Below are 18,512 nucleotides of genomic sequence, written 5' to 3'. Positions count from 1 at the left end.
CCCGGGCCCGCCTGCTCCTGCTCTACGGCGTTTCCGAATACCCCTTGGGCCATCCCCCCGGCCGGTCACAACACTCCTCCCAGCCCAGCTTGCGCGAGGTGTGGCCTATGCCGGGGTTGAAGGTGTTGGTGGGGTCCAGTTCGCGGTAGAAGCCCGCCAGGGCAGGCTTGGCCACGTAGAGGTGGCCCACGTTGTGCTCGGCCGGGTACTCGGCGCGGCGCGCGTCCAGCAGTTCCCACATGCGGTGCTCCATGGCCAGCGGGTCAACGCCCTTCTTGACGATGTAGTCCTGGTGGAAGACATGGCAGAAGAAGTGGCCGTAGTAGAGCTTGTGGACCATGTCGCGCTCGACCTCGGCGGGCAGCTGCTCCACCCATTCGCGGTCGTTGCGGCGCAGGGCCACGTCCAGGGCCACGATGTCCTCGACCTGGGCGCGGTGCACCTCGCGGTAGCGGATGGCCGCGCCCGCGATGGCGAAGCGGTGCAGGAAGGCCTTGCGCCCCTCGTCGGCATCGCACTCGAACCAGCCGCCCGTGGTGCTGCCGCTGAAGTGCCGCGTGAGGAATTCACGCGTGGCCTCGGCCGTGTCGTTGGACACGCGCACCAGCAGGTGGTGCTCATAGCGGTCGCGCCACTGGCACATGCGCGCGGGCAGGTGGCTGGGCAGCAGGTTGGTCAGCGCCTGGATCACGCGGTCGGTGACGCCGCGCAGGCCGAAGCGTTCGAAGAAGCCGTCCATGCGGCTCTTGAGGGCGAAGGCGGCCGGCACCCTGGCCGTGCCGAAGCGGTCGATCAGCAGGAAGGTGTCCTTGCCGTATTTCTCGCCGATGTCGTAGGCCGTGCGGTGGATGTACTCGCCGGCGATCGGCAGGCGCGGCAGCGCGGTCAGCAGCTCGCGGCGCACGGCCGTGAGGTCGTCGGGCGCATTGCTGCCTATATAGAAGACGGTGCTCGGCTCCTTGGGAAAGGTGTCCAGCCGCACGGCGAACAGGCACAGCTTGCCGGCCGAGCCCGAGGCCTCGAACAGGCGCGAGGGGTCGGCATTGAAGCGCGCGGGCGTGTCCTCGTCCACGGCGCGCACGGCATCGGCATAGCGCGGGTCGGAGGCGGCGCGCTGCGCATCGTGGGCGATGTCGGACTCGGTGTAGTCGCCGTTTTGCAGCCGCGTGAGGATTTCCTCGGGCGTGCGGCCCAGGGCGATGCCCAGGTGGTTGACGAGTTCCAGCGAGCCGTCGCCGCACACGCGCGCGTACAGCGCCAGTTCGGTATAGGCCGGGCCGCGCCGCACCAGGGCGCCGCCCGAGTTGTTGCAGATGCCGCCCAGCACCGAGGCGCCGATGCACGACGAGCCGATCACCGAATGCGGCTCGCGCCCCAGCGGCGCCAGCGCCTGCTCCAGCCGGTCCAGCGTGGCGCCGGGCAGGCAGACCACCTGGGCGCCGCCCCCGATGACCTGCACGCCGGTGATGCGCAAGGTGTTGATGAGCACGATCTCGCGGTCATAGTCCGCGCCGTCGGGCGTGGAGCCGCCCGTCAGGCCCGTGTTGGCGGCCTGCATGATGACGATGCGCCCGGCCGCCACGGCGGCCTGCACCACCTTCCACTGCTCCAGCAGCGTCGCGGGCCGCACTACAGCCAGCACCGGGCCCTCGCCCGTGCGGTGGCCCTTGCGGAAGCGGCGCGTGGCCTGGTCGTCGGTGAGCACATGGGCCGCGCCCACGGCCTGGCGCAGCTGCTGCAGCAGGGTTTCGCGGGACACCTGGGGCATGGCGGAGATGGACGGCGCGCTCATGCTTCGCGCACCAGCAGGTCACCGGTGATGTCTGCCACCTTGCTGACGCTGGTCAGCGTCATGGCCACGCGCATCTCCTTTTCCAGCAGCTCCAGCAGGTGCTTGACGCCGGCCTCGCCGGCAGCGGCCAGCGCGTAGATGAAAGCGCGGCCGATCATGGCGCAGTCGGCGCCCAGGGCGATGGCGCGCACCACGTCCAGGCCGTTGCGGATGCCGGAGTCGGCCAGAATCTTGATCTGGCCCTTGACCGCATCGGCAATGGCCGGCAGCGCGCGGGCCGAGGACAGCACGCCGTCGAGCTGGCGGCCGCCATGGTTGGAGACGATGATGCCGTCGGCGCCAAAGCGCACCGCGTCCTTGGCGTCCTCGGGGTCCAGGATGCCCTTGATGACCATGGGCCCCTTCCAGAAGGCGCGTATCCATTCGAGGTCCTTCCAGGAAATGGAGGGATCGAAGTTGGCGCCCAGCCAGCCGATGTAGTCGGCCAGGCCCGTGGGGCTGCCCCGGTAGGCCGAGATGTTGCCCAGGTCATGCGGGCGGCCCAGCAGGCCCACGTCCATGGACCAGGCCGGATGCGTGACCGACTGCCAGTAGCGGCGCATGGCGGCATTCGGGCCGCTCATGCCCGAATGCGCATCGCGGTAGCGCGCGCCGGGCACGGGCATGTCCACGGTGAAGACCAAGGTGGAGCAGCCGGCCGCCTGGGCACGCTCCAGCGCGTTCTGCATGAAGCCCCGGTCCTTGAGCACATAGAGCTGGAACCACATGGGGCGCTTGATCTTGGGCGCCACTTCTTCGATGGGGCAGACCGAGACCGTGGACATGGTGAACGGAATGCCATGGGCGTCGGCCGCGCGCGCGGCCTGCACTTCGCCGCGGCGGCGGTACATGCCCGTCAGGCCCACGGGCGACAGCGCCACGGGGATGGACAGTTTCTCGCCGAACAGCTCGATGCTGGTGTCCAGCCGGCTCATGTCCTTGAGCACGCGCTGGCGCAGCGCCACGGCGGCCATGTCCTCGACATTGCGGCGCAGCGTCTGCTCGGCATAGGCGCCGCCGTCGATGTAGTGGAACAGGAAAGGCGGCAGGCGCTTTTGCGCCGCCGCACGGTAGTCGGAGGTGGAGGAGATGATCATGATGGGTGTCTCATGTCTTTCGTATCAGGTCTGAAGTGGGCAGCAGCGCGGGCGCGGCGTCCAGAGGCAGCCGCATGGAGCGCTCGCGCCGCGCGCGGTCCTCGTCCAGGCGCTGGATGGTGGTGCGCACATGCTCCAGGTGCTCGCCGATGCATTCGCGGGCGCGCTGCGGGTCGCCGTCCAGGATGGCCTGCATGAGGCTCTGGTGCTGCACGGTCAGCTCCTGCAGGGTCTGGGGCGCGCTCAGGCGGAACATGTCGTGGCGGTTGCGTTCCACCGTGGACAGCACCACGGTGAACAGGCTGTGCATGACCTGCACCAGCACCAGGTTGTGCGAAGCCTCCGCAATGGCCAGGTGGAACTGCGCGTCGGCGCGCGCCGCCAGCTCGGCGTGGCCGCTTTGCTGGTGCTGGATCATCACCTCGAAGCAGCGCTGGATATGGTCCTTGTCCTGCGGCGTGGCGCGCTGGGCGGCCAGCCAGGCCGTGCTGGTCTCCAGCGCGTGGCGGGTTTCCAGCACGTCGTAGCGGTAGTGGGAGTCGGACTCCATCAGGCCGGCCAGCGGCCGCATGGCGTCCTTGAGCCAGTCCGCAGGCTCGGCAGCCGGCGCCGGCTCCTGCAGGTAGGTGCCATCGCCGCGCCGCGCCACCAGCACGCCCTGGCTGGTGAGTTTCTGTATCGCCTCGCGCACCGAGGTGCGCGAGACGCCCAGCTCGGCCGCCAGTTGCCGCTCCGCGGGCAGCCGCTGTCCGGGCTGCACTCCGCTGGCCTGCACCAGGGCAAGCAATTTCTCGACAACTTGATCGGCAACGCGCATGGGGATTCTCAGAATTGGTTTTCAGTGATTCACGGCGCTATGCGCCAGCCTCATCGCATGAAACCCGCACTGCCCAAGCCAGGGACACCGAGCAAGGGCCGCCCCGCCGCGAGGGTGTCGTCCCCCTCCCCCGCGAAGCGGGTAGAGAGGGGGAAGGCGCGCAGCGACTCAGGGGGTGTTTCATGTCAATACCCCGGAATCATCCACGTAAACACATAGGCTTGCAGCGTCGTGATCACCCCGATGATCACGGCGAACATCAGGCTGTGCTTGACCGTGAAGCGGAACAGGTCCGACTCGCGCCCTGCCAGGCCCACGGCCGCGCAGGCAATGGCGATGGACTGGGGCGAGATCATCTTGCCCGTCACGCCGCCCGTGGTGTTGGCCGCCACCGTGAGCACCTGGGGCAGGCCCAGCTGCTGCGCCGTGGTGGCCTGCAGCGCGGCGAACAGCGCGTTGGCCGAGGTGTCCGAGCCCGTCAGGAACACGCCGATCCAGCCCAGGAAGGGCGAGAAGAACGTGAACGCCTGGCCCGTGTGCGCCAGCGCCAGGGCCAGCGTGGCCGACAGGCCCGAGTAGTTGGCCACGAAGGCGAAGGCCAGCACCATGCCGATGGAGTAGATCGGCACGGCCAGTTCCCTGAAGGTCTCGCCCAGCGTGGCCACGGCCTTGGCCGGCGACAGGCGCGTGAAGGTGATGGTGATCAGCGCCGCGATCAGGATGGCCGTGCCGGTGGCCAGCAGCCAGTTGAAGGTGTAGACCGCGCCGTAGGGCGCAGCGGCGGCCACGACGGGGGGCGTCTTCTCCACCAGGTTGTGCAGGAAGGGAACGGGGATGTTGATGACGGTGGAGGCCAGCGGGCCGCCTGCGGCGAACAGCGCCTTGAAGGGCTTGATGCTCCAGATCGTCACCATAGCCGTGAGGATGATGAAGGGCGACCAGGCCTTGATGACGGCGCCGGCCGTCAGCGGTGCACCGGAAGCGGCGGCGGGAGCCTTGACCGCCGTGGCTGTCTTCGCAATGGCAGCAGCCTTGCCGCCCTCGCCTTCCGTGTCGAACCGGAAGATGCGCTTGGGCTGCCAGACCTTGAGGAACAGCGTCAGCGCCACCAGCGAGACGATGGCCGAGGTGATGTCCGGCAGCTCGGGGCCGATGTAGTTGGCCGTGAGGAACTGCACCACGGCGAAGGAGCCGCCGCCCACCAGCACGGCCGGCCAGGTTTCCTTGACGCCGCGCCAGCCGTCCATGATGGCCATCAGCCAGAACAGCACCAGCACCGTCATGAAGGGCAGTTGGCGTCCGGCCATCTGGCCGATGGCGAATGCATCCACGCCCGAGACCTGCCCCGCCACGATGATGGGAATGCCCATGGCGCCGAAGGCCACGGGCGCCGTGTTGGCGATCAGGCACAGGCCCGCCGCATACAGCGGCTTGAAGCCCAGGCCCACCAGCAGCGCGGCAGTGATGGCCACGGGCGCGCCGAAGCCGGCCGCGCCCTCCAGGAAGGCGCCGAAGCAAAAGCCCACCAGGATGAGCTGCAGCCGCTGGTCGGGAGTGACCGACAGGATGGACGAGCGGATCACGTCGAACTGCCCCGTCTTGACCGAGATCTTGTAGAGGAACACGGCCGCCACGATGATCCAGGCGATGGGCCACAGGCCGTAGAAGAAGCCGTACACGGCCGAGGCCAGTGCCGCGCTCACGGGCATCTTGTAGAACAGCAGCGCCACGCCCAGCGCCAGCGCCACGGTGACGGTGCCAGCCTGGTAGCCCTTGAGACGGAACCTGGTCAGCGCCAGGAAGAAAAAGATGATGGGAATCAGCGCGATCAGCGCCGAGATCCAGATGTTCCCGGCGGGATCGTAGTTCTGCTGCCAGATGGTTTGCATGACCGTGTCTCTAGATGATGGGGAGGGCGCGGTAAGCGCCCCTTGTCGGCCACTCCCTCTCGTTGCAGCGTTGGCACGCGGTGCGATCCGCACTGGATGTCTGCTGGATGGCTGCAACGGTGACCGGGAGTGTTCCCCGCGCTGGCGCCTTGTGGGCCATTGGCAAATTGGTCCAACCAATTAAGCCAAAATTCAGACCATTGCGCGAAGTGGTGCGATTCTCAGAGCTTTCAAGTGGGCAGATGAACAGGGTAAACACCTAAAATAGTGCAGATACTGCACCACTATGTTTATTGGTCAGACCAATTTACGGATTTGCTTTGGTGCAGCGCGCAGCAAGGCGCACCGCCAGGGCAGGCCCTGGCGGTGCGCAAAGCGGATGAAAATCTGAAGAAAAGCAGCGGTGAGGCGAGCGCGGGCGATCAGCGCCGCGCGGGCTCGGCGCTCATGCGCGGCTGGCTGCAGGCCACGGTCCACAGCGCCTCGGCTGCATCGGCCATGTCAGCGCGCTGGCGGTACAGGCGGATCTCCACGGGCACGGACCAGGCATGGCCGCCCGCCAGCACCAGCGCGCCGCTGCGCAGCTCGTCCACGATGAGGCTGCGCGGCAGCCAGGCCACGCCGCGCCCCTCCAGCGCCATGGCCTTGAGCAGGGCCGCATGGTGGGCGGTGAACACGGTCTGCGCGCCCTGGGGCAGCTCGGGCCGGCCATCGCCCTCGCCCGCCGTGCCGGCGCCGCCTGCGCCAAACAGCCCGCGCAGGCGCGAACGCATGATGCGCCCCAGGCCCGAGGCCTCGCTGTAGGCGAGCACGGCCAGCGGCAGAGGCTGGCCGCCACCCGTTGCGGACCCGGCGTCTATGGCATGCAGCGCGCGGCCCGGCGCGTCCGGCCAGGGCGCGGACACGGGCAGCAGCATGTCTTCGGACAGCTGCAGCATGGGGTAGCCGGCCTCGTCCAGACGGCCCGGCACCTCGGCATGGCCGTGGCACAGCACGAACTGCACGCGCCGCTGCAGCGCCTGGTCCTCGCAGGCGTGAAAGCTGTCCGAGATGGTCTGTATCGGCCCCAGCCGCAACTGCGACTCCAGCGTGCCCAGCCAGCGCGGGAAAAAGGTCAGTGACAGCACATGGGTGGCCGCAAAGCGCAGGCTGGCGGCGGCCTGGTCGTGCGCGGCGCGGGCCTTGATGCGCGCCGCCTCCAGCTTGGCCAGCACATCCTCCAGCAAGGGCTGGAAGCGCTGGCCTGCGGCGGTGAGCGCGGCCGGATGCGCGCTGCGGTCGAACAGCTCGGCGCCCACCCACTCCTCCAGCGCGCGGATGTGCCGGCTGAAGGCGGGCTGGGCGATGGAGCGGGCCTCTGCCGCGCGCGAGAAGTTGCCGCTTTCGGCCAGGGCCAGAAAGTCTTCCAGCCACTCCATGTCAAGGGGGCGATTGCCAGGTCCCATGGTCTCCAGTCGTTGTGGTTCTCGGATGGATAGATGTATGCGATTCGAGTATTGGACCGTACGGGCGCGGCGGGAAATGATCCATCCGTCGTTCACACCCATCCCAAAACGGAGACAAGCCACATGCCTTCCATCTCGAATTATCGCGGCATCATTCCCGCCATTTCCTGCCCCTTCACACCCGACCACCGCATAGACGAGCCCGCGCTGCGCAGCCTGGCATCGTGGCTGGCGGGCCATGAGGGCGTGGTCGCCGTGATGACCAACGGCCATACGGGCGAGGTGTTCGCGCTGACGCCGGCCGAGCGCGCCGAGGTCACGCGCATCGTGGCCGACGAGCTGCGGGGCCGGCTACCCGTGATCTCCTCCATCGTCTGCGAAGGCCTGGCCGATGCGGCCGAGCATGCGCGTGCCGCCCAGGCCGCAGGCGCGGTGGCGCTGGATGTGATGCCGCCCCACCACTGGCTGCGCTTCGGCTTTACGCCCGGCCATGCGCTGCAGTACTTCGAGGCCATCCACCGCGCCGCGCCGGACCTGGACCTGGTCTGCCACGTCTACCCGGCCTGGACGCGTGCCTCCTACTCCTCGCCGCTGCTTGCCGAGCTGGCGCGCCTGCCCTACGTGCAGGCCTTCAAGGTGGGCCAGCGCGACATGAACAAGTACGCCCGCGACATCCAGGCCATCCGCGAGGCCAATCCCGCAAAGGCCATCCTGACCTGCCATGACGAGTACCTGCTGGCCTCCATGGTCCAGGGCGTGGACGGCGCCCTGGTCGGCTTCGCCACCTTCATCCCCCAGCTCATCATCGACCTGTGGAATGCCGTCAAGGCCGGCGACCTGAAGAAGGCCATAGCGGTGCAGGCCGTGATCACGCCGCTCAAGGACGCCGTCTACGGCGGCGGCGAGCCCACGGGCGAGGCCCACGCCCGCATGAAGGGCGGCATGTACCTGGCCGGCGTGATCGACGACGCCACCGTGCGCCCGCCCACCGAGGCGCCCAACGCCCAGGAACTGCAGGCCCTGCGCGCTGCCGTGGCGCAGGCCGGGCTGCTCAAGCGCTGAACGCAGGCCGCAGGCCATACACAGACACAGGCTCTTGCCGCGCAACCAGCCTGGCCCGGCCCGAGCTGCGCGGCCCCTTCGGACAACAACAAAAGCACGACAGGAGACAAGACACCATGCAACGCCATCATTTCCTCCGCGCGGCCCTGGGCGCTGCCGCAGGCGCCGCCCTGCTGGCGCTGGCCGGCCCGGCCGGTGCCCAGGCCTGGCCCGCCAAGCCCGTGCGCGTGGTCATTCCCTTCCCACCCGGCGGCACGCTGGACGCCGTGGGCCGGCAACTGGCGCAGAAGCTGGGCGAGCAGACGGGCCAGCAATTCATCATCGACAACCGGCCCGGCGGCAACGGCGTGATCGGCGGCGACATCGTGGCCAAGGCCCCGGCGGACGGCTACACGCTGCTGTTCAATGCCTCCACCTTCACCACGGCGCCCATGACCATGAAGACCGTGCCCTACCAGGTCAACCGGGACTTCGCACCCGTGGCCCTGGTGGCCAAGGCGCCGCTGTCGGTGGCCATCAACAAGAACCTGCCCATCACCGACATCAAGTCGCTGATGGCCTATGCCAAGTCCCATCCGGGCAAGATGACCTTTGCCGTGGGCTCCATCGGCTCGGCAGGCCACCTGTCCACCGAACTGCTCAAGCGCGCGGGCCAGTTGGACTACCTCATCGTCCCCTACAAGGGCACGGCCCCCGCCTTCCAGGACCTGATCGGCGGCCAGATCGACGGCTTCATCGACCCCATCCTGGGCTCCCTGCAGTACCACAAGGGCGGCATGCTGCGCGTGGTGGCGGTCACCTCGGCCCAGCGCGCGCCCAGCCTGCCCGATGTGCCCACGGTGGGCGAGACCATTGCCGGCTACGAGTTCTACAGCTGGTACGGCCTGTGGGCGCCGGCCAAGGTGCCGGCCGACATCATCAAAAGGCTCAACACCGAGGTCAACAAGGCGCTGGCGGGCGATCTCAAGGACAAGCTGCGCGAGCAGGGCCTGCTGCTGTCGCCGGGCAGCGTGGAGGACTTCGCCAGGTTCCAGGCCAGCGACATGGAGCGCGCCCAGAAGATCGTGACCGAGGGGAACATCCGTGTCGAATGAACTGCGCCACGCCGTGGTCACCGGCAGCAGCAGCGGCATAGGCCGCGCCATTGCGCAGGCGCTGCTGGATGCAGGCTGGCGCGTGACCGGACTGGACCTGGCGCCGGCCAGCCTGGCGCATGAAGCCTTCCACCCGCTGCGCGTGGACCTGTGCGACGGCCTTGCAATTACCCAGGCGGCCCAGGCCAACCGGGACCGGCCCGCCCCCGATGCCCTGGTCCATGCCGCAGGCGTGCTGCGCGTGGGGCCGCTGGGCCTGCTGGACCACGCGGGCGGCGAGCTCATGTGGCGCCTGCATGTGGATGCCGCCACGCGGCTGGCCGACGCCATCGTGCCCGGCATGGCCGCGCGCGGCGGCGGACGCGTGGTCTTCATCGGCAGCCGCGTGGCCCAGGGCATGCCCGGGCGCGGGCAGTACGCGGCCACCAAGGCCGCGCTGGTTGCGCTGGCACGCAGCTGGGCCGCCGAAGTCGCTGGCCAGGGCGTGACGGTGAACGTGGTCTCCCCGGCTGCCACGGCCACCACCATGCTGGGCGACCCCGCCCGTGCCGGCAGCGCGCCGCGCCTGCCGCCGCTGGGCCGGCTGATAGAGCCGGCCGAGATCGCCGCCCTGGTCGGCTACCTGCTGTCGCCGCAAGCCGCCGCCATCACGGGGCAGGACATCGCCATCTGCGGCGGCTCGTCGCTGCCGCGCTGAGCCCACTCCGACACCCATCCTTCATCCGTAAGCACCATGAAAATCGTCAACATCCTCGAATCCACCCGTCCCATCAAATCGGACATCCGCAACGCCTACATCGATTTCTCGAAGATGACGCTCAGCCTGGTGGCCGTGGTCACGGACGTGATCCGCGACGGCCGCCCCGTCATCGGCTACGGCTTCAACTCCAACGGCCGCTACGGCCAGGGCGCGCTGATGCGCGAGCGCTTCATCCCGCGCGTGCTGGAGGCCGAGCCTGGCAGCCTGCTGGACGACAGCGGCGACAACCTGGACCCGCACAGGATCTGGGCGCGCATGATGATCAATGAAAAACCCGGCGGCCACGGCGAGCGATCGGTGGCCGTGGGCACCATCGACATGGCCGTCTGGGACGCCACGGCAAAAATAGCGGGCAAGCCCCTGTACCAGCTGCTGGCCGAGCGCTACGGCAGCGGCACGCCCAACCCGCGCGTCTTCGTCTACGCCGCTGGCGGCTACTACTACCCCGGCAAGGGCCTGGATGGCCTGCGCCGCGAGATGGAAAGCTACCTGGAGCGCGGCTACTCGGTGGTGAAGATGAAGATCGGCGGCGCCACGCTGGCCGAGGACTGCGAGCGCATCGAGTCCGTGCTCAAAATTCTGGGCCCGGGCCAGCAGCTGGCCGTGGATGCCAACGGCCGCTTCGACCTGGCCACCGCGCTCGACTATGGCCGCGCCCTTGGCCAGTACCCGCTGTTCTGGTACGAGGAAGCTGGCGACCCGCTGGACTACGAACTGCAGGCCCGCCTGGGCGAGGTCTACCAGGGCCCCATGGCCACGGGCGAGAACCTGTTTTCCATGCAGGACGCGCGCAACCTGATCCGCCACGGCGGCATGCGCCCGGACCGCGACTGGCTGCAGTTCGACTGCGCACTCAGCTACGGCCTGGTCGAGTACCTGCGCACGCTGGACATGCTCAAGGCCCATGGCTGGTCGCCCAGCCGCTGCATTCCGCACGGCGGCCACCAGATGTCGCTGGCCATTGCCGCCGGCCTGGGCCTGGGCGGCAACGAAAGCTACCCCGACCTGTTCCAACCCTATGGCGGCTTCCCCGACGGCGTGAAGGTTGACAACGGCCACGTCACCCTGCCGCCGCTGCCGGGCATAGGCTTCGAGGGCAAGGCCGACCTGATCGCCGAGATGCGCGCGCTGGCGGTTTGATCAGCTGTTGAAAAAAGCGGGAGAAGGCTGTTGCTTTCTCCACTGGGCCGCTCCACGGGGCCAGCCTGTAACCAGCACCCTCTGCTAACGTACTGGCATGACACCCGCACTGAGTCTCCGAACGCGCTGGATAGCTGCCACGCTGTTGCTCCTCGCCTTCTTCCTGGCGTTCTATCGGACGGCATGGGTTGCCGAAGACGCCTTCATCACGTTTCGCGTCATCGACAACTGGATTGCCGGCCATGGCCTGAGGTGGAACATCGATGAAAGAGTTCAGGTCTTCACCCATCCCTTGTGGATGTTTCTCCTGAGCCCCCTGGTATGGCTCAGCAGTGATCCATATTGGTCTTCGATCGGGCTGAGTGCCGCGCTCCTGCTGCTCTTCTGTCTCTTGTGCCTCAAGGCCATGGGCGGTCCCCATCTGCGCAGCCTGCTCGCGCTTTCGACCTTGCTGTGGTGCCAGGCATTTGTCGACTACTCGTCCTCAGGGCTGGAAAATCCGCTGACACATGTTCTGCTGGTTCTTTTCTTCATCGCCTGGAAAACCGAACATCCGCACCGCGTGCTGCTTCTGAGCGCGCTGTCGGCGCTGCTTTTTCTGAACCGTCCCGATGCCGTCGTTCTTGTGGCGCCTGCGCTTGTCGCCAGCCTGGCCGCCAGCCGCGACAAGCCTGCTGTTCTGGTAAGGCAGTTTTTGCCTGGCCTGTTACCGGCCGTTTTGTGGACGTTGTTCTCCCTCTTCTATTTCGGTTCACCAGTACCCAACACCGCCATCGCCAAGGTGTTAAATGGTCTGACGGCTGCCCAGTCAGCACAGCAGGCCTGGAATCTTGTAGTCCATGCGTATGAATACGACCTACCTACCTTGGTCACCATTCTGGCTGGGCTGGGTTTTGGCCTCACGCGTGCCGCCCTGCGCCCCATCGCAGCAGGCATTGCGCTCTGGTTTGGCTATCTCGTTTATGTGGGCGGCGACTACATGGCCGGACGCTTCTTGGCAGGACCATTGGTTTTCTCGATTCTTGTGCTCGGCACGGTGGGGCTGTCTTCTCTCTACACCGTCACATGGGCCCTGTTGCTGGTGGCGTCCACGGGCGCCCTGCATGCCACCGTCCTCTCGCCGATCAGCTATCAGCAACGGTTCGTCATGCCCTCTGGAATTGCCAATGAGCGAGGGTTCTACTACCAGGAGCTTGGTATGCGCCGCGTCTTGGAGCATCACTCTTGGAAGCTTCATCCATGGTTTGTCGAAGGTGACAAGCTGCGCAAACAGCCCCCCGCCGTCTACGCAAAATGCAACATAGGAATGACAGCCTTCGCTGCGGGGTCCCAGGCGACCTGGATTGACCCTCTAGCACTGGCAGAACCCTTTCTTGCCCGTCTTCCCGCTCGATCAAACAGCCGGGTTGGACACTACGAACGAGCGTTTCCCGAGGGATTTCTGACGGCGCGCGCCACCGGCAACAACACCTTGGCAGAGCCTGCCCTGCAGCGGCTCTGGACCGATATCAGACTTGCCACGAGCGCCAACCTGTTTTCGCTGGAGCGTCTTGCTTCGATCAAGCGGCTCAATCTCGATAAAAAACTCTATGTGCCGGAGCATTTCGACAGGGACGCCGTTGGCATTCCAAGCCACCCTGTCACCAGCCGGTCGCAAACGTCCTGCATGGGGTATCCAGGAGAAGTCCAGTTCACTCTGCGCCTACAGTAGACAGAACTGCGGAGCCGCTGAAGCTTGCTGCGGTCCCATATCTGACGCTCCCCAACGGAAAAGCCCGCTCCCTACAATGCAGCCTCAGCGGTCGGTGTACCGCCCTTGTACCTTCGGCGCCCGTGTCAACCCCGGGCGCCTTATTAAACCGCCGTGTATCCGGACGGCGGTGGCTGATTGAACGGAGCCCATCCATGAACCACATTCCTGCGCGCCGCTCGGCGCTGCGCCAGGCGGCTGCCTGCGTGCTGGCCGCCTCCACCCTGTCCAGCCTGCCTGCGCTGGCCGCCGAACCCGCCGTGCTGCGCGTCTCGGCCATCCCGGATGAAGCTCCCACCGAGCTGCAGCGCAAGTTCGAGCCGCTGGGCAAGTACCTCTCGGCACAGACCGGCATGAAGGTGGTGTTCACGCCCGTGACCGACTACGCCGCCGTGGTCGAGTCGCTGGCCACACGCAAGCTGGACCTGGCCTGGCTGGGCGGCTTCACCTTCGTGCAGGCCAAGATCCGCACCAACGGCACGGCCATTCCCATCGTGCAGCGCGAGGAAGACGCCAGGTTCACCTCCAAGTTCATCACGGCCAACCCCGCCATCAAGACCCTGGCCGACCTCAAGGGCAAGAGCTTTGCCTTTGGCGCGCCCTCGTCCACCTCGGGCAGCCTGATGCCGCGCTTTTTCCTGCAGCAGGACGGCATCAACCCCGAGAAGGACTTCAAGACCGTGGCCTTCTCCGGCGCGCATGACGCCACCGTGGCCTTTGTGGCCGCAGGCAAGGCCGAGGCCGGCGTGCTCAACGCATCGGTCTGGGACAAGCTGGTGGAGAGCAAGAAGGTCGATACCAGCAAGGTGCGCGTGTTCGCCACTACGCCGCCCTACTTCGACTACAACTGGACCGTGCGCGGCGACCTGGACCCGGCCCTGGTCAAGAAGCTGACCGACGCCTTCCTGGCGCTGGACCCGGCCAAGCCAGAGCACAAGGCCATCCTGGAGCTGCAGCGTGCCGCGCGCTTCATTCCCACCCAGGCCTCGAACTACGAAGGCATCGAGGCCGCCGCCAAGTCGGCCGGCCTGCTCAAGTAAGCCGCAGCAGGCGCAATCCATGAGCTTTGAACTGCAAGGCGTGGGCCTGACCCACGCCGGCGGCGGCACTGCGCTGCGCGGCGTGACGCTGGCCGCACGCCAGGGCGAAGCCATTGCGCTGATCGGCCCCTCGGGCGCGGGCAAGACCACGTTGCTGTCCGTCATCGGCACGGCGCTGGCGCCCAGCCAGGGCCGGCGCAGCGTGCTGGGCAACGAGGTGCCTGCGTCCAGCGCGGGCGCTCCCCGGCTGCTGCGCGCGCGCATCGGCACGGTGCACCAGGCGCCGCCCATACCGCCGCGCCAGCGCGTGGTCACGGCCGTGCTGGCCGGGCGCCTGGGCCGGTGGCCGGCGTGGAAGGCGCTGGCCTCGCTGCTGTACCCACAGGACACCGCTGGCGCGCGCGAGGCCCTGGCCCGCGTGCAGCTGGCAGACAAGCTGTTCGCGCGCTGCGACCAGCTCTCGGGCGGGCAACTGCAGCGCGTGGGCATTGCCCGCGTGCTCTACCAGCAGGCCGAGCTCATCCTGGCCGACGAGCCCGTGGCCGCGCTGGACCCGGCCCTGGCCCTGTCCACCGTGCAACTGCTGGTGCACGAAGCCGCCGCGCGCGGCGCCACCCTGGTGGCCAGCCTGCATGCCGTGGACCTGGCGCTGGCCTGCTTTGCGCGCATCGTGGCCATCCGCGATGGCGCCATCGCCTTCGACCTGCCGGCGGCAGAAGTCACGCAGGAACACCTGCGTGCGCTGTATGGGTCCGAGCATCCTGGCGATGATCCCTCCCGCCCCGCGTGGACACCCGCGCCCGCCGCCTTTGCCGCACCGCTGTCCGCATCCGCATGCCGTTGAGTTCCGATCTGCACGCGCTGCGTGACCCCGCCGCGCCCCGCCGCCTCGGCGCCCTGGTGCTGGCCGCCGTCGTGCTGTGGCCGCTGTTCCAGGGCGCGGGCTTCAGCCTGGGCGCGCTGTTCGATCCCGGCAACCTGCAGGTCATCGGCCGCTTTCTGGCCACGTTTCTGCCGCCCGAGACCGGGCGCGACTTCCTGGGCTACCTGGGCCGCGCCACGCTGGAGACCCTGGCCATTGCCACGGCCGGCATGGCCCTGGCCTTTGTGCTGGCCGTGCCGCTGGCCTACCTGGTCACGGGCGCCGCGCGCGAGCGGCGGGCGCTCAATCCCGTCACGCGCGGCCTGCTCACCATCCTGCGCGGCGTGCCCGAGCTGGTCTGGGCCCTGGTCTTCGTGCGCGTCTTCGGCCTGGGGCCGGCCGCTGGCGTGCTGGCCCTGGGCCTGACCTATGGCGGCATGCTGGCCAAGGTCTATGCGGAAATCCTGGAATCGGCCGACCCCGCACCCGCGCGTGCCCTGGCGCAGGCCGGCGCGCGCCGGCCGCTGGCCATGCTCTACGGCCTGCTGCCCCAGGCCGCGCGCGAACTGACCTCGTACACCGTCTACCGCTGGGAGTGCGCCATACGCGCCTCGGTGGTCATGGGCTTTGTGGGCGCGGGCGGCCTGGGCCAGCTCATGGACCAGGCCATGAAGATGCTCAACGGCGGCGAGGCCTCCACCATCTTGCTGACCTTCATGCTGCTGGTCTGGGGTGCCGACCTGCTCTCGCGCGGCCTGCGCCGCGCGCTGGACACGCCACCCGCCGCGCGTGCCAGCGCCTGGGGCTGGCGCAGCGCCCTCACCTGCGCCGCCCTGGCGCTCGGCGTGGCCGCCAGCTTTGCCATGCTGGAGATGGACCTGCCCTCGCTGTTCACCGGCGCGGCGGGCCGGTCCATGCTGGAATTCGTCATCAGCTTCTTCCCGCCCGACACCAGCGCCGAATGGCTGCGCAAGGTGGCCGTGGGCGTGTGGGAGACGCTGGCCATCTCCGTGGTCGGCACCCTGCTGGCGGCCGTGCTGGGCCTGCTGCTGGCGCTGCCGCGCTGGCGCGCTCCCTGGAGCCTGGTGCTCAACGTGCTGCGCTCCGTGCCCGAGCTGGTCTGGGCCACCATCACCGCCCTGGCCGTGGGCCTGGGCCCGTTCGCAGGCGCGCTGGCGCTGGCGCTGCACACGGCCGGCGTGCTGGGGCGCCTGTATGCCGAGGCCCTGCAGAACCAGCCCGCCGCCCCCACCCAAGCGCTGCGCCTGTCCGGCAGCGGCCGCACCATGGCATTCCTCTACGCGACGCTGCCCGGCGCCGCGCCGCAGTTGCTGGCCTACACGCTGTACCGCTGGGAGATGAACATCCGCATGGCCGCCATCCTGGGCTTCGTGGGCGCGGGCGGGCTGGGGCAGCTGCTGTACTTCGAGCTGTCGCTGTTCCACTACGCCCAGGCCAGCACCGTCATCATCGCCATGCTGGCGCTGTCCGTGGCTGTGGACTGGGCCAGCGCGGCGCTGCGCAGGCGCATGGGTTAGGTGGTGGAGGCCGCGGCGCCCTCGCCTTCCACCTCGACCAGGTAGTCGATCAGCGCCCGCAGCTTCAGCGGCACATGGCGCGTGGGCGCATAGACCGCATGCACCACGCGCGGCGCGTACTTGCCGCACAGCGCCCAGCCCGGCAGCACGGGCGCCAGCTGCCCGGCCTGCAGCGCCGCCTGCGCCGCAAAGTCCGCTACCACGCCGATGCCTGGCCCCTGCTGCAGCGCCTGGATGATGCCCAGGCTGCTGGCAATGGTGATGGGCGTATTCACCAGCAGACGCGTAGCGGGCGCGGCCGGCTGATGCCCAGCGCGCTGCGGACGCAATTCGACCTCGTTCTGGAACTGGCCGTAGCCCAGGCTGATGAAGGGATGCGCCAGCAACTGCTCGGGCGCACCGATGGCCTCATGCCGCGCCAGGTAGCCGGGCGTGGAGACCAGCACATAGCGGATGGTCTTGAGCGGCCGCGCCACCAGCCCCGGCGCGATCTGGCCCGGCATGCTGATGCGCAGGCCCAGGTCCAGCCCCTCGGCCACCAGGTCCACCATGCGGTCCGTCATGTCCACCTGCACCTGTACCTCGGGCCAGCGCGCGCAAAAGCCCGGCAGCAGTGGTGACAGCCAGAGATCGCCCAGCACGGCCGGCGCGCTGATCTTCAGCAGTCCGCGCGGCTGCTGGCGCAGCTGGCCGGCCAGCGCCTGCACGGCCTGGGCATCCTCCACCAGCCGCAGGCAGGCCTGATGGATCTCTGCCCCCGCCTCGGTCAGCGACAGCGAGCGCGTGGTGCGCTGCAGCAGCCGCAGCCCGAAATGCGCCTCCAGCCGCCCCACGCTGCGGCTCACGGCCGAGGTCGTCAGCCCCAGCTGCCGGGCCGCGCCCGCAAAGCTCTGGTGCTCCACCACACGGGCGAAGACCAGCATTTCATCCAGGGGCATGGCGGTATCGGGCAAGGCGCTACTCCGGTCTTTGTTGCATGGCAGGCAATATTAATTTGAATGACTCATGGATTGTTGATTGATTGCAAGGTCCGCAAGATACGGCCATGCGCTCCATACCGAAGCGCGCCCAGGAATCGACACCATGTCCCACAGCCCCAGCCTCACCTCTGCAACCTCAACCACACGGCCCCGAACCAGCCAGGGCGGCACCTGGCGCATGCTGCTGGCCATGGCGCTGTCGGGCACCATCGGCCTGCTCGTCGTGGAAAGCGCGCTGCCGCCGCTGCTGGTCGTATTCGCCCGCTGCGTGCTGGGCGCACTGGGCCTGGGCCTGTGGCTGGCCTGGCGGCGCGAATGGGTCGCCCCTCAAGGCCGGGAATGGCTGTGGCTGGCCGGCGGCGGCATCGCCCTGGTGCTCAACTGGGTCGCCCTCTTCAGCGCCTACCACTACAGCTCCATCGCCGTGGCCACCGTGGTCTACCACGTGCAGCCCTTCATGCTGCTGGCTCTGTCGGCGCTGCAGGGCGAGCCCGTTGAACGCCGCAAGCTGCCCTGGCTGCTGCTGGCCCTGTTGGGCGTGGCACTGAGCAGCGGCCTGGTCGGACTGGATGGCATGGATGCATCGCATGCTGGAACAGGCGCGTGGATAGGCGTGGCCCTGGCCCTGCTGGCCGCCGCACTCTACGCAGGCACCACGGTCGCCACGCGCCGCCTGGGCCACATGCCCTCGGCCCAGATCGCCATGCTGCAGATGCTGGCGGGCGGACTGGTGCTGAGCCTGTGGGCCCTGCCGCTGCTCACCCATATCGCCGCAGCCAGCCCTCAATTGCTGTCAGCGCGCGCCGCCTCCATGGTGCTGACCCTGGGACTGGTCCATACGGCCTTCATGTACACGGTGATGTATGCCGCATTCCAGCGGCTGCCGGCGCCCGCCATTGCGGCACTGTCCTTCGTCTACCCCGCCATGGCCTTGCTGGTGGACTTGGCCTGGTTTGGCGCCGTGCCGTCGGCGGCGCAGTGGGTGGGAATGGGCTGCATTGTGGTGGCGGTGCTGGGGCACCGGCTCACGGGCCAGTCGTGAATTGCCGGTCCAAGCCACTTCTCACTGACTTCACAGAGGGCAAATACGATGGCCACTCCTTTCAGCCATTCCCCACTGTGAATCCACCGTTACATCATGGAAAAAATGATTCCGCAACGGATCAATTCCGTCAGGCCAGACGCCCATGAGCTGCAGACTCAATCA

The 18,512-nt window shown here is 68.1% G+C and carries 15 protein-coding genes; 9 read left to right on the top strand and 6 right to left on the bottom strand.

The genetic code is table 11. The features are described 5' to 3' along the window. Positions 1 to 22: 22 nt before the first annotated feature. From dld to ACF8ML_RS21245, 5 genes are all read right to left on the bottom strand, one after another. A complete protein-coding gene (dld, locus tag ACF8ML_RS21265; protein ID WP_392407889.1) occupies positions 23 to 1,792 on the bottom strand; it encodes a D-lactate dehydrogenase in 1,770 nt (589 codons plus the stop codon). Further along, positions 1,789 to 2,928: an FMN-dependent L-lactate dehydrogenase LldD gene (lldD, locus tag ACF8ML_RS21260; RefSeq protein WP_016452885.1), complete on the bottom strand. Its 1,140-nt coding sequence runs from the start codon at positions 2,926 to 2,928 to the stop codon at positions 1,789 to 1,791. Before lldD ends, dld begins: the two co-directional genes overlap by 4 nt. 10 nt (positions 2,929 to 2,938) lie before the next feature. Next, positions 2,939 to 3,745: a transcriptional regulator LldR gene (gene lldR, locus ACF8ML_RS21255; RefSeq protein ID WP_016446781.1), complete on the bottom strand. Its 807-nt coding sequence runs from the start codon at positions 3,743 to 3,745 to the stop codon at positions 2,939 to 2,941. A 185-nt stretch (positions 3,746 to 3,930) separates the two neighbouring features. After that, on the bottom strand, positions 3,931 to 5,634 hold the full coding sequence (gene lldP / locus ACF8ML_RS21250; RefSeq protein ID WP_047218252.1) for an L-lactate permease: 1,704 nt from the start codon (positions 5,632 to 5,634) through the stop codon (positions 3,931 to 3,933). Between the two features lie 422 nt (positions 5,635 to 6,056). Then, a complete protein-coding gene (locus tag ACF8ML_RS21245) occupies positions 6,057 to 7,079 on the bottom strand; it encodes a LysR family transcriptional regulator (RefSeq protein WP_013802740.1) in 1,023 nt (340 codons plus the stop codon). Positions 7,080 to 7,202: 123 nt separating this feature from the next. Between ACF8ML_RS21245 and ACF8ML_RS21240 the strand changes: the two genes are divergently transcribed. From ACF8ML_RS21240 to ACF8ML_RS21205, 8 genes are all read left to right on the top strand, one after another. Beyond that, positions 7,203 to 8,141: a dihydrodipicolinate synthase family protein gene (locus ACF8ML_RS21240; protein WP_047327647.1), complete on the top strand. Its 939-nt coding sequence runs from the start codon at positions 7,203 to 7,205 to the stop codon at positions 8,139 to 8,141. A 116-nt stretch (positions 8,142 to 8,257) separates the two neighbouring features. Next, the gene (locus ACF8ML_RS21235; RefSeq protein ID WP_012205179.1) at positions 8,258 to 9,235 is read left to right on the top strand and encodes a tripartite tricarboxylate transporter substrate binding protein; all 978 of its coding nucleotides are present in this window, start codon (positions 8,258 to 8,260) and stop codon (positions 9,233 to 9,235) included. Next, positions 9,225 to 9,932 (top strand): SDR family NAD(P)-dependent oxidoreductase, encoded by a 708-nt coding sequence (locus tag ACF8ML_RS21230; protein WP_047327646.1) that lies wholly within the window; start codon positions 9,225 to 9,227, stop codon positions 9,930 to 9,932. Before ACF8ML_RS21235 ends, ACF8ML_RS21230 begins: the two co-directional genes overlap by 11 nt. A 36-nt stretch (positions 9,933 to 9,968) precedes the next feature. Continuing rightward, a complete protein-coding gene (locus ACF8ML_RS21225; protein ID WP_047327645.1) occupies positions 9,969 to 11,135 on the top strand; it encodes a mandelate racemase/muconate lactonizing enzyme family protein in 1,167 nt (388 codons plus the stop codon). A 97-nt stretch (positions 11,136 to 11,232) separates the two neighbouring features. Then, complete coding sequence (locus tag ACF8ML_RS21220) at positions 11,233 to 12,846, top strand: hypothetical protein (protein WP_047327644.1); 1,614 nt, start codon at positions 11,233 to 11,235, stop codon at positions 12,844 to 12,846. Positions 12,847 to 13,040: 194 nt separating this feature from the next. Next, a complete protein-coding gene (locus ACF8ML_RS21215; protein ID WP_016446779.1) occupies positions 13,041 to 13,925 on the top strand; it encodes a putative selenate ABC transporter substrate-binding protein in 885 nt (294 codons plus the stop codon). Between the two features lie 19 nt (positions 13,926 to 13,944). Next, entirely contained in the window at positions 13,945 to 14,769 is an 825-nt protein-coding gene (locus ACF8ML_RS21210) for a phosphonate ABC transporter ATP-binding protein (protein WP_392407888.1), read from the top strand. Beyond that, complete coding sequence (locus tag ACF8ML_RS21205; RefSeq protein WP_154834494.1) at positions 14,760 to 16,325, top strand: ABC transporter permease; 1,566 nt, start codon at positions 14,760 to 14,762, stop codon at positions 16,323 to 16,325. Before ACF8ML_RS21210 ends, ACF8ML_RS21205 begins: the two co-directional genes overlap by 10 nt. Here ACF8ML_RS21205 and ACF8ML_RS21200 read toward each other — a convergent pair. Continuing rightward, a complete protein-coding gene (locus tag ACF8ML_RS21200; RefSeq protein WP_154836377.1) occupies positions 16,322 to 17,263 on the bottom strand; it encodes a LysR family transcriptional regulator in 942 nt (313 codons plus the stop codon). The genes ACF8ML_RS21205 and ACF8ML_RS21200 overlap by 4 nt on opposite strands. Before the next feature lie 145 nt (positions 17,264 to 17,408). Between ACF8ML_RS21200 and ACF8ML_RS21195 the strand changes: the two genes are divergently transcribed. Next, complete coding sequence (locus ACF8ML_RS21195; RefSeq protein WP_154834495.1) at positions 17,409 to 18,347, top strand: DMT family transporter; 939 nt, start codon at positions 17,409 to 17,411, stop codon at positions 18,345 to 18,347. Positions 18,348 to 18,512: the final 165 nt, after the last annotated feature.

This window comes from Delftia sp. WSY_10 (genome assembly GCF_043104705.1).
GTDB classification, from domain to species: domain Bacteria; phylum Pseudomonadota; class Gammaproteobacteria; order Burkholderiales; family Burkholderiaceae_C; genus Comamonas; species Comamonas tsuruhatensis.
This window is presented reverse-complemented; position numbering and strand designations above follow the sequence as displayed.

Bases quoted from the DNA above. Each gene is read 5' to 3' on its own strand.
- dld (WP_392407889.1), bottom strand. From the start codon at position 1,792: ATGAGCGCGCCGTCCATCTCCGCCATGCCCCAGGTGTCCCGCGAAACC.
- lldD (WP_016452885.1), bottom strand. From the start codon at position 2,928: ATGATCATCTCCTCCACCTCCGACTACCGTGCGGCGGCGCAAAAGCGC.
- lldR (WP_016446781.1), bottom strand. From the start codon at position 3,745: ATGCGCGTTGCCGATCAAGTTGTCGAGAAATTGCTTGCCCTGGTGCAG.
- lldP (WP_047218252.1), bottom strand. From the start codon at position 5,634: ATGCAAACCATCTGGCAGCAGAACTACGATCCCGCCGGGAACATCTGG.
- ACF8ML_RS21245 (WP_013802740.1), bottom strand. From the start codon at position 7,079: ATGGGACCTGGCAATCGCCCCCTTGACATGGAGTGGCTGGAAGACTTT.
- ACF8ML_RS21240 (WP_047327647.1), top strand. From the start codon at position 7,203: ATGCCTTCCATCTCGAATTATCGCGGCATCATTCCCGCCATTTCCTGC.
- ACF8ML_RS21235 (WP_012205179.1), top strand. From the start codon at position 8,258: ATGCAACGCCATCATTTCCTCCGCGCGGCCCTGGGCGCTGCCGCAGGC.
- ACF8ML_RS21225 (WP_047327645.1), top strand. From the start codon at position 9,969: ATGAAAATCGTCAACATCCTCGAATCCACCCGTCCCATCAAATCGGAC.
- ACF8ML_RS21220 (WP_047327644.1), top strand. From the start codon at position 11,233: ATGACACCCGCACTGAGTCTCCGAACGCGCTGGATAGCTGCCACGCTG.
- ACF8ML_RS21215 (WP_016446779.1), top strand. From the start codon at position 13,041: ATGAACCACATTCCTGCGCGCCGCTCGGCGCTGCGCCAGGCGGCTGCC.
- ACF8ML_RS21210 (WP_392407888.1), top strand. From the start codon at position 13,945: ATGAGCTTTGAACTGCAAGGCGTGGGCCTGACCCACGCCGGCGGCGGC.
- ACF8ML_RS21205 (WP_154834494.1), top strand. From the start codon at position 14,760: ATGCCGTTGAGTTCCGATCTGCACGCGCTGCGTGACCCCGCCGCGCCC.
- ACF8ML_RS21200 (WP_154836377.1), bottom strand. From the start codon at position 17,263: ATGCCCCTGGATGAAATGCTGGTCTTCGCCCGTGTGGTGGAGCACCAG.
- ACF8ML_RS21195 (WP_154834495.1), top strand. From the start codon at position 17,409: ATGTCCCACAGCCCCAGCCTCACCTCTGCAACCTCAACCACACGGCCC.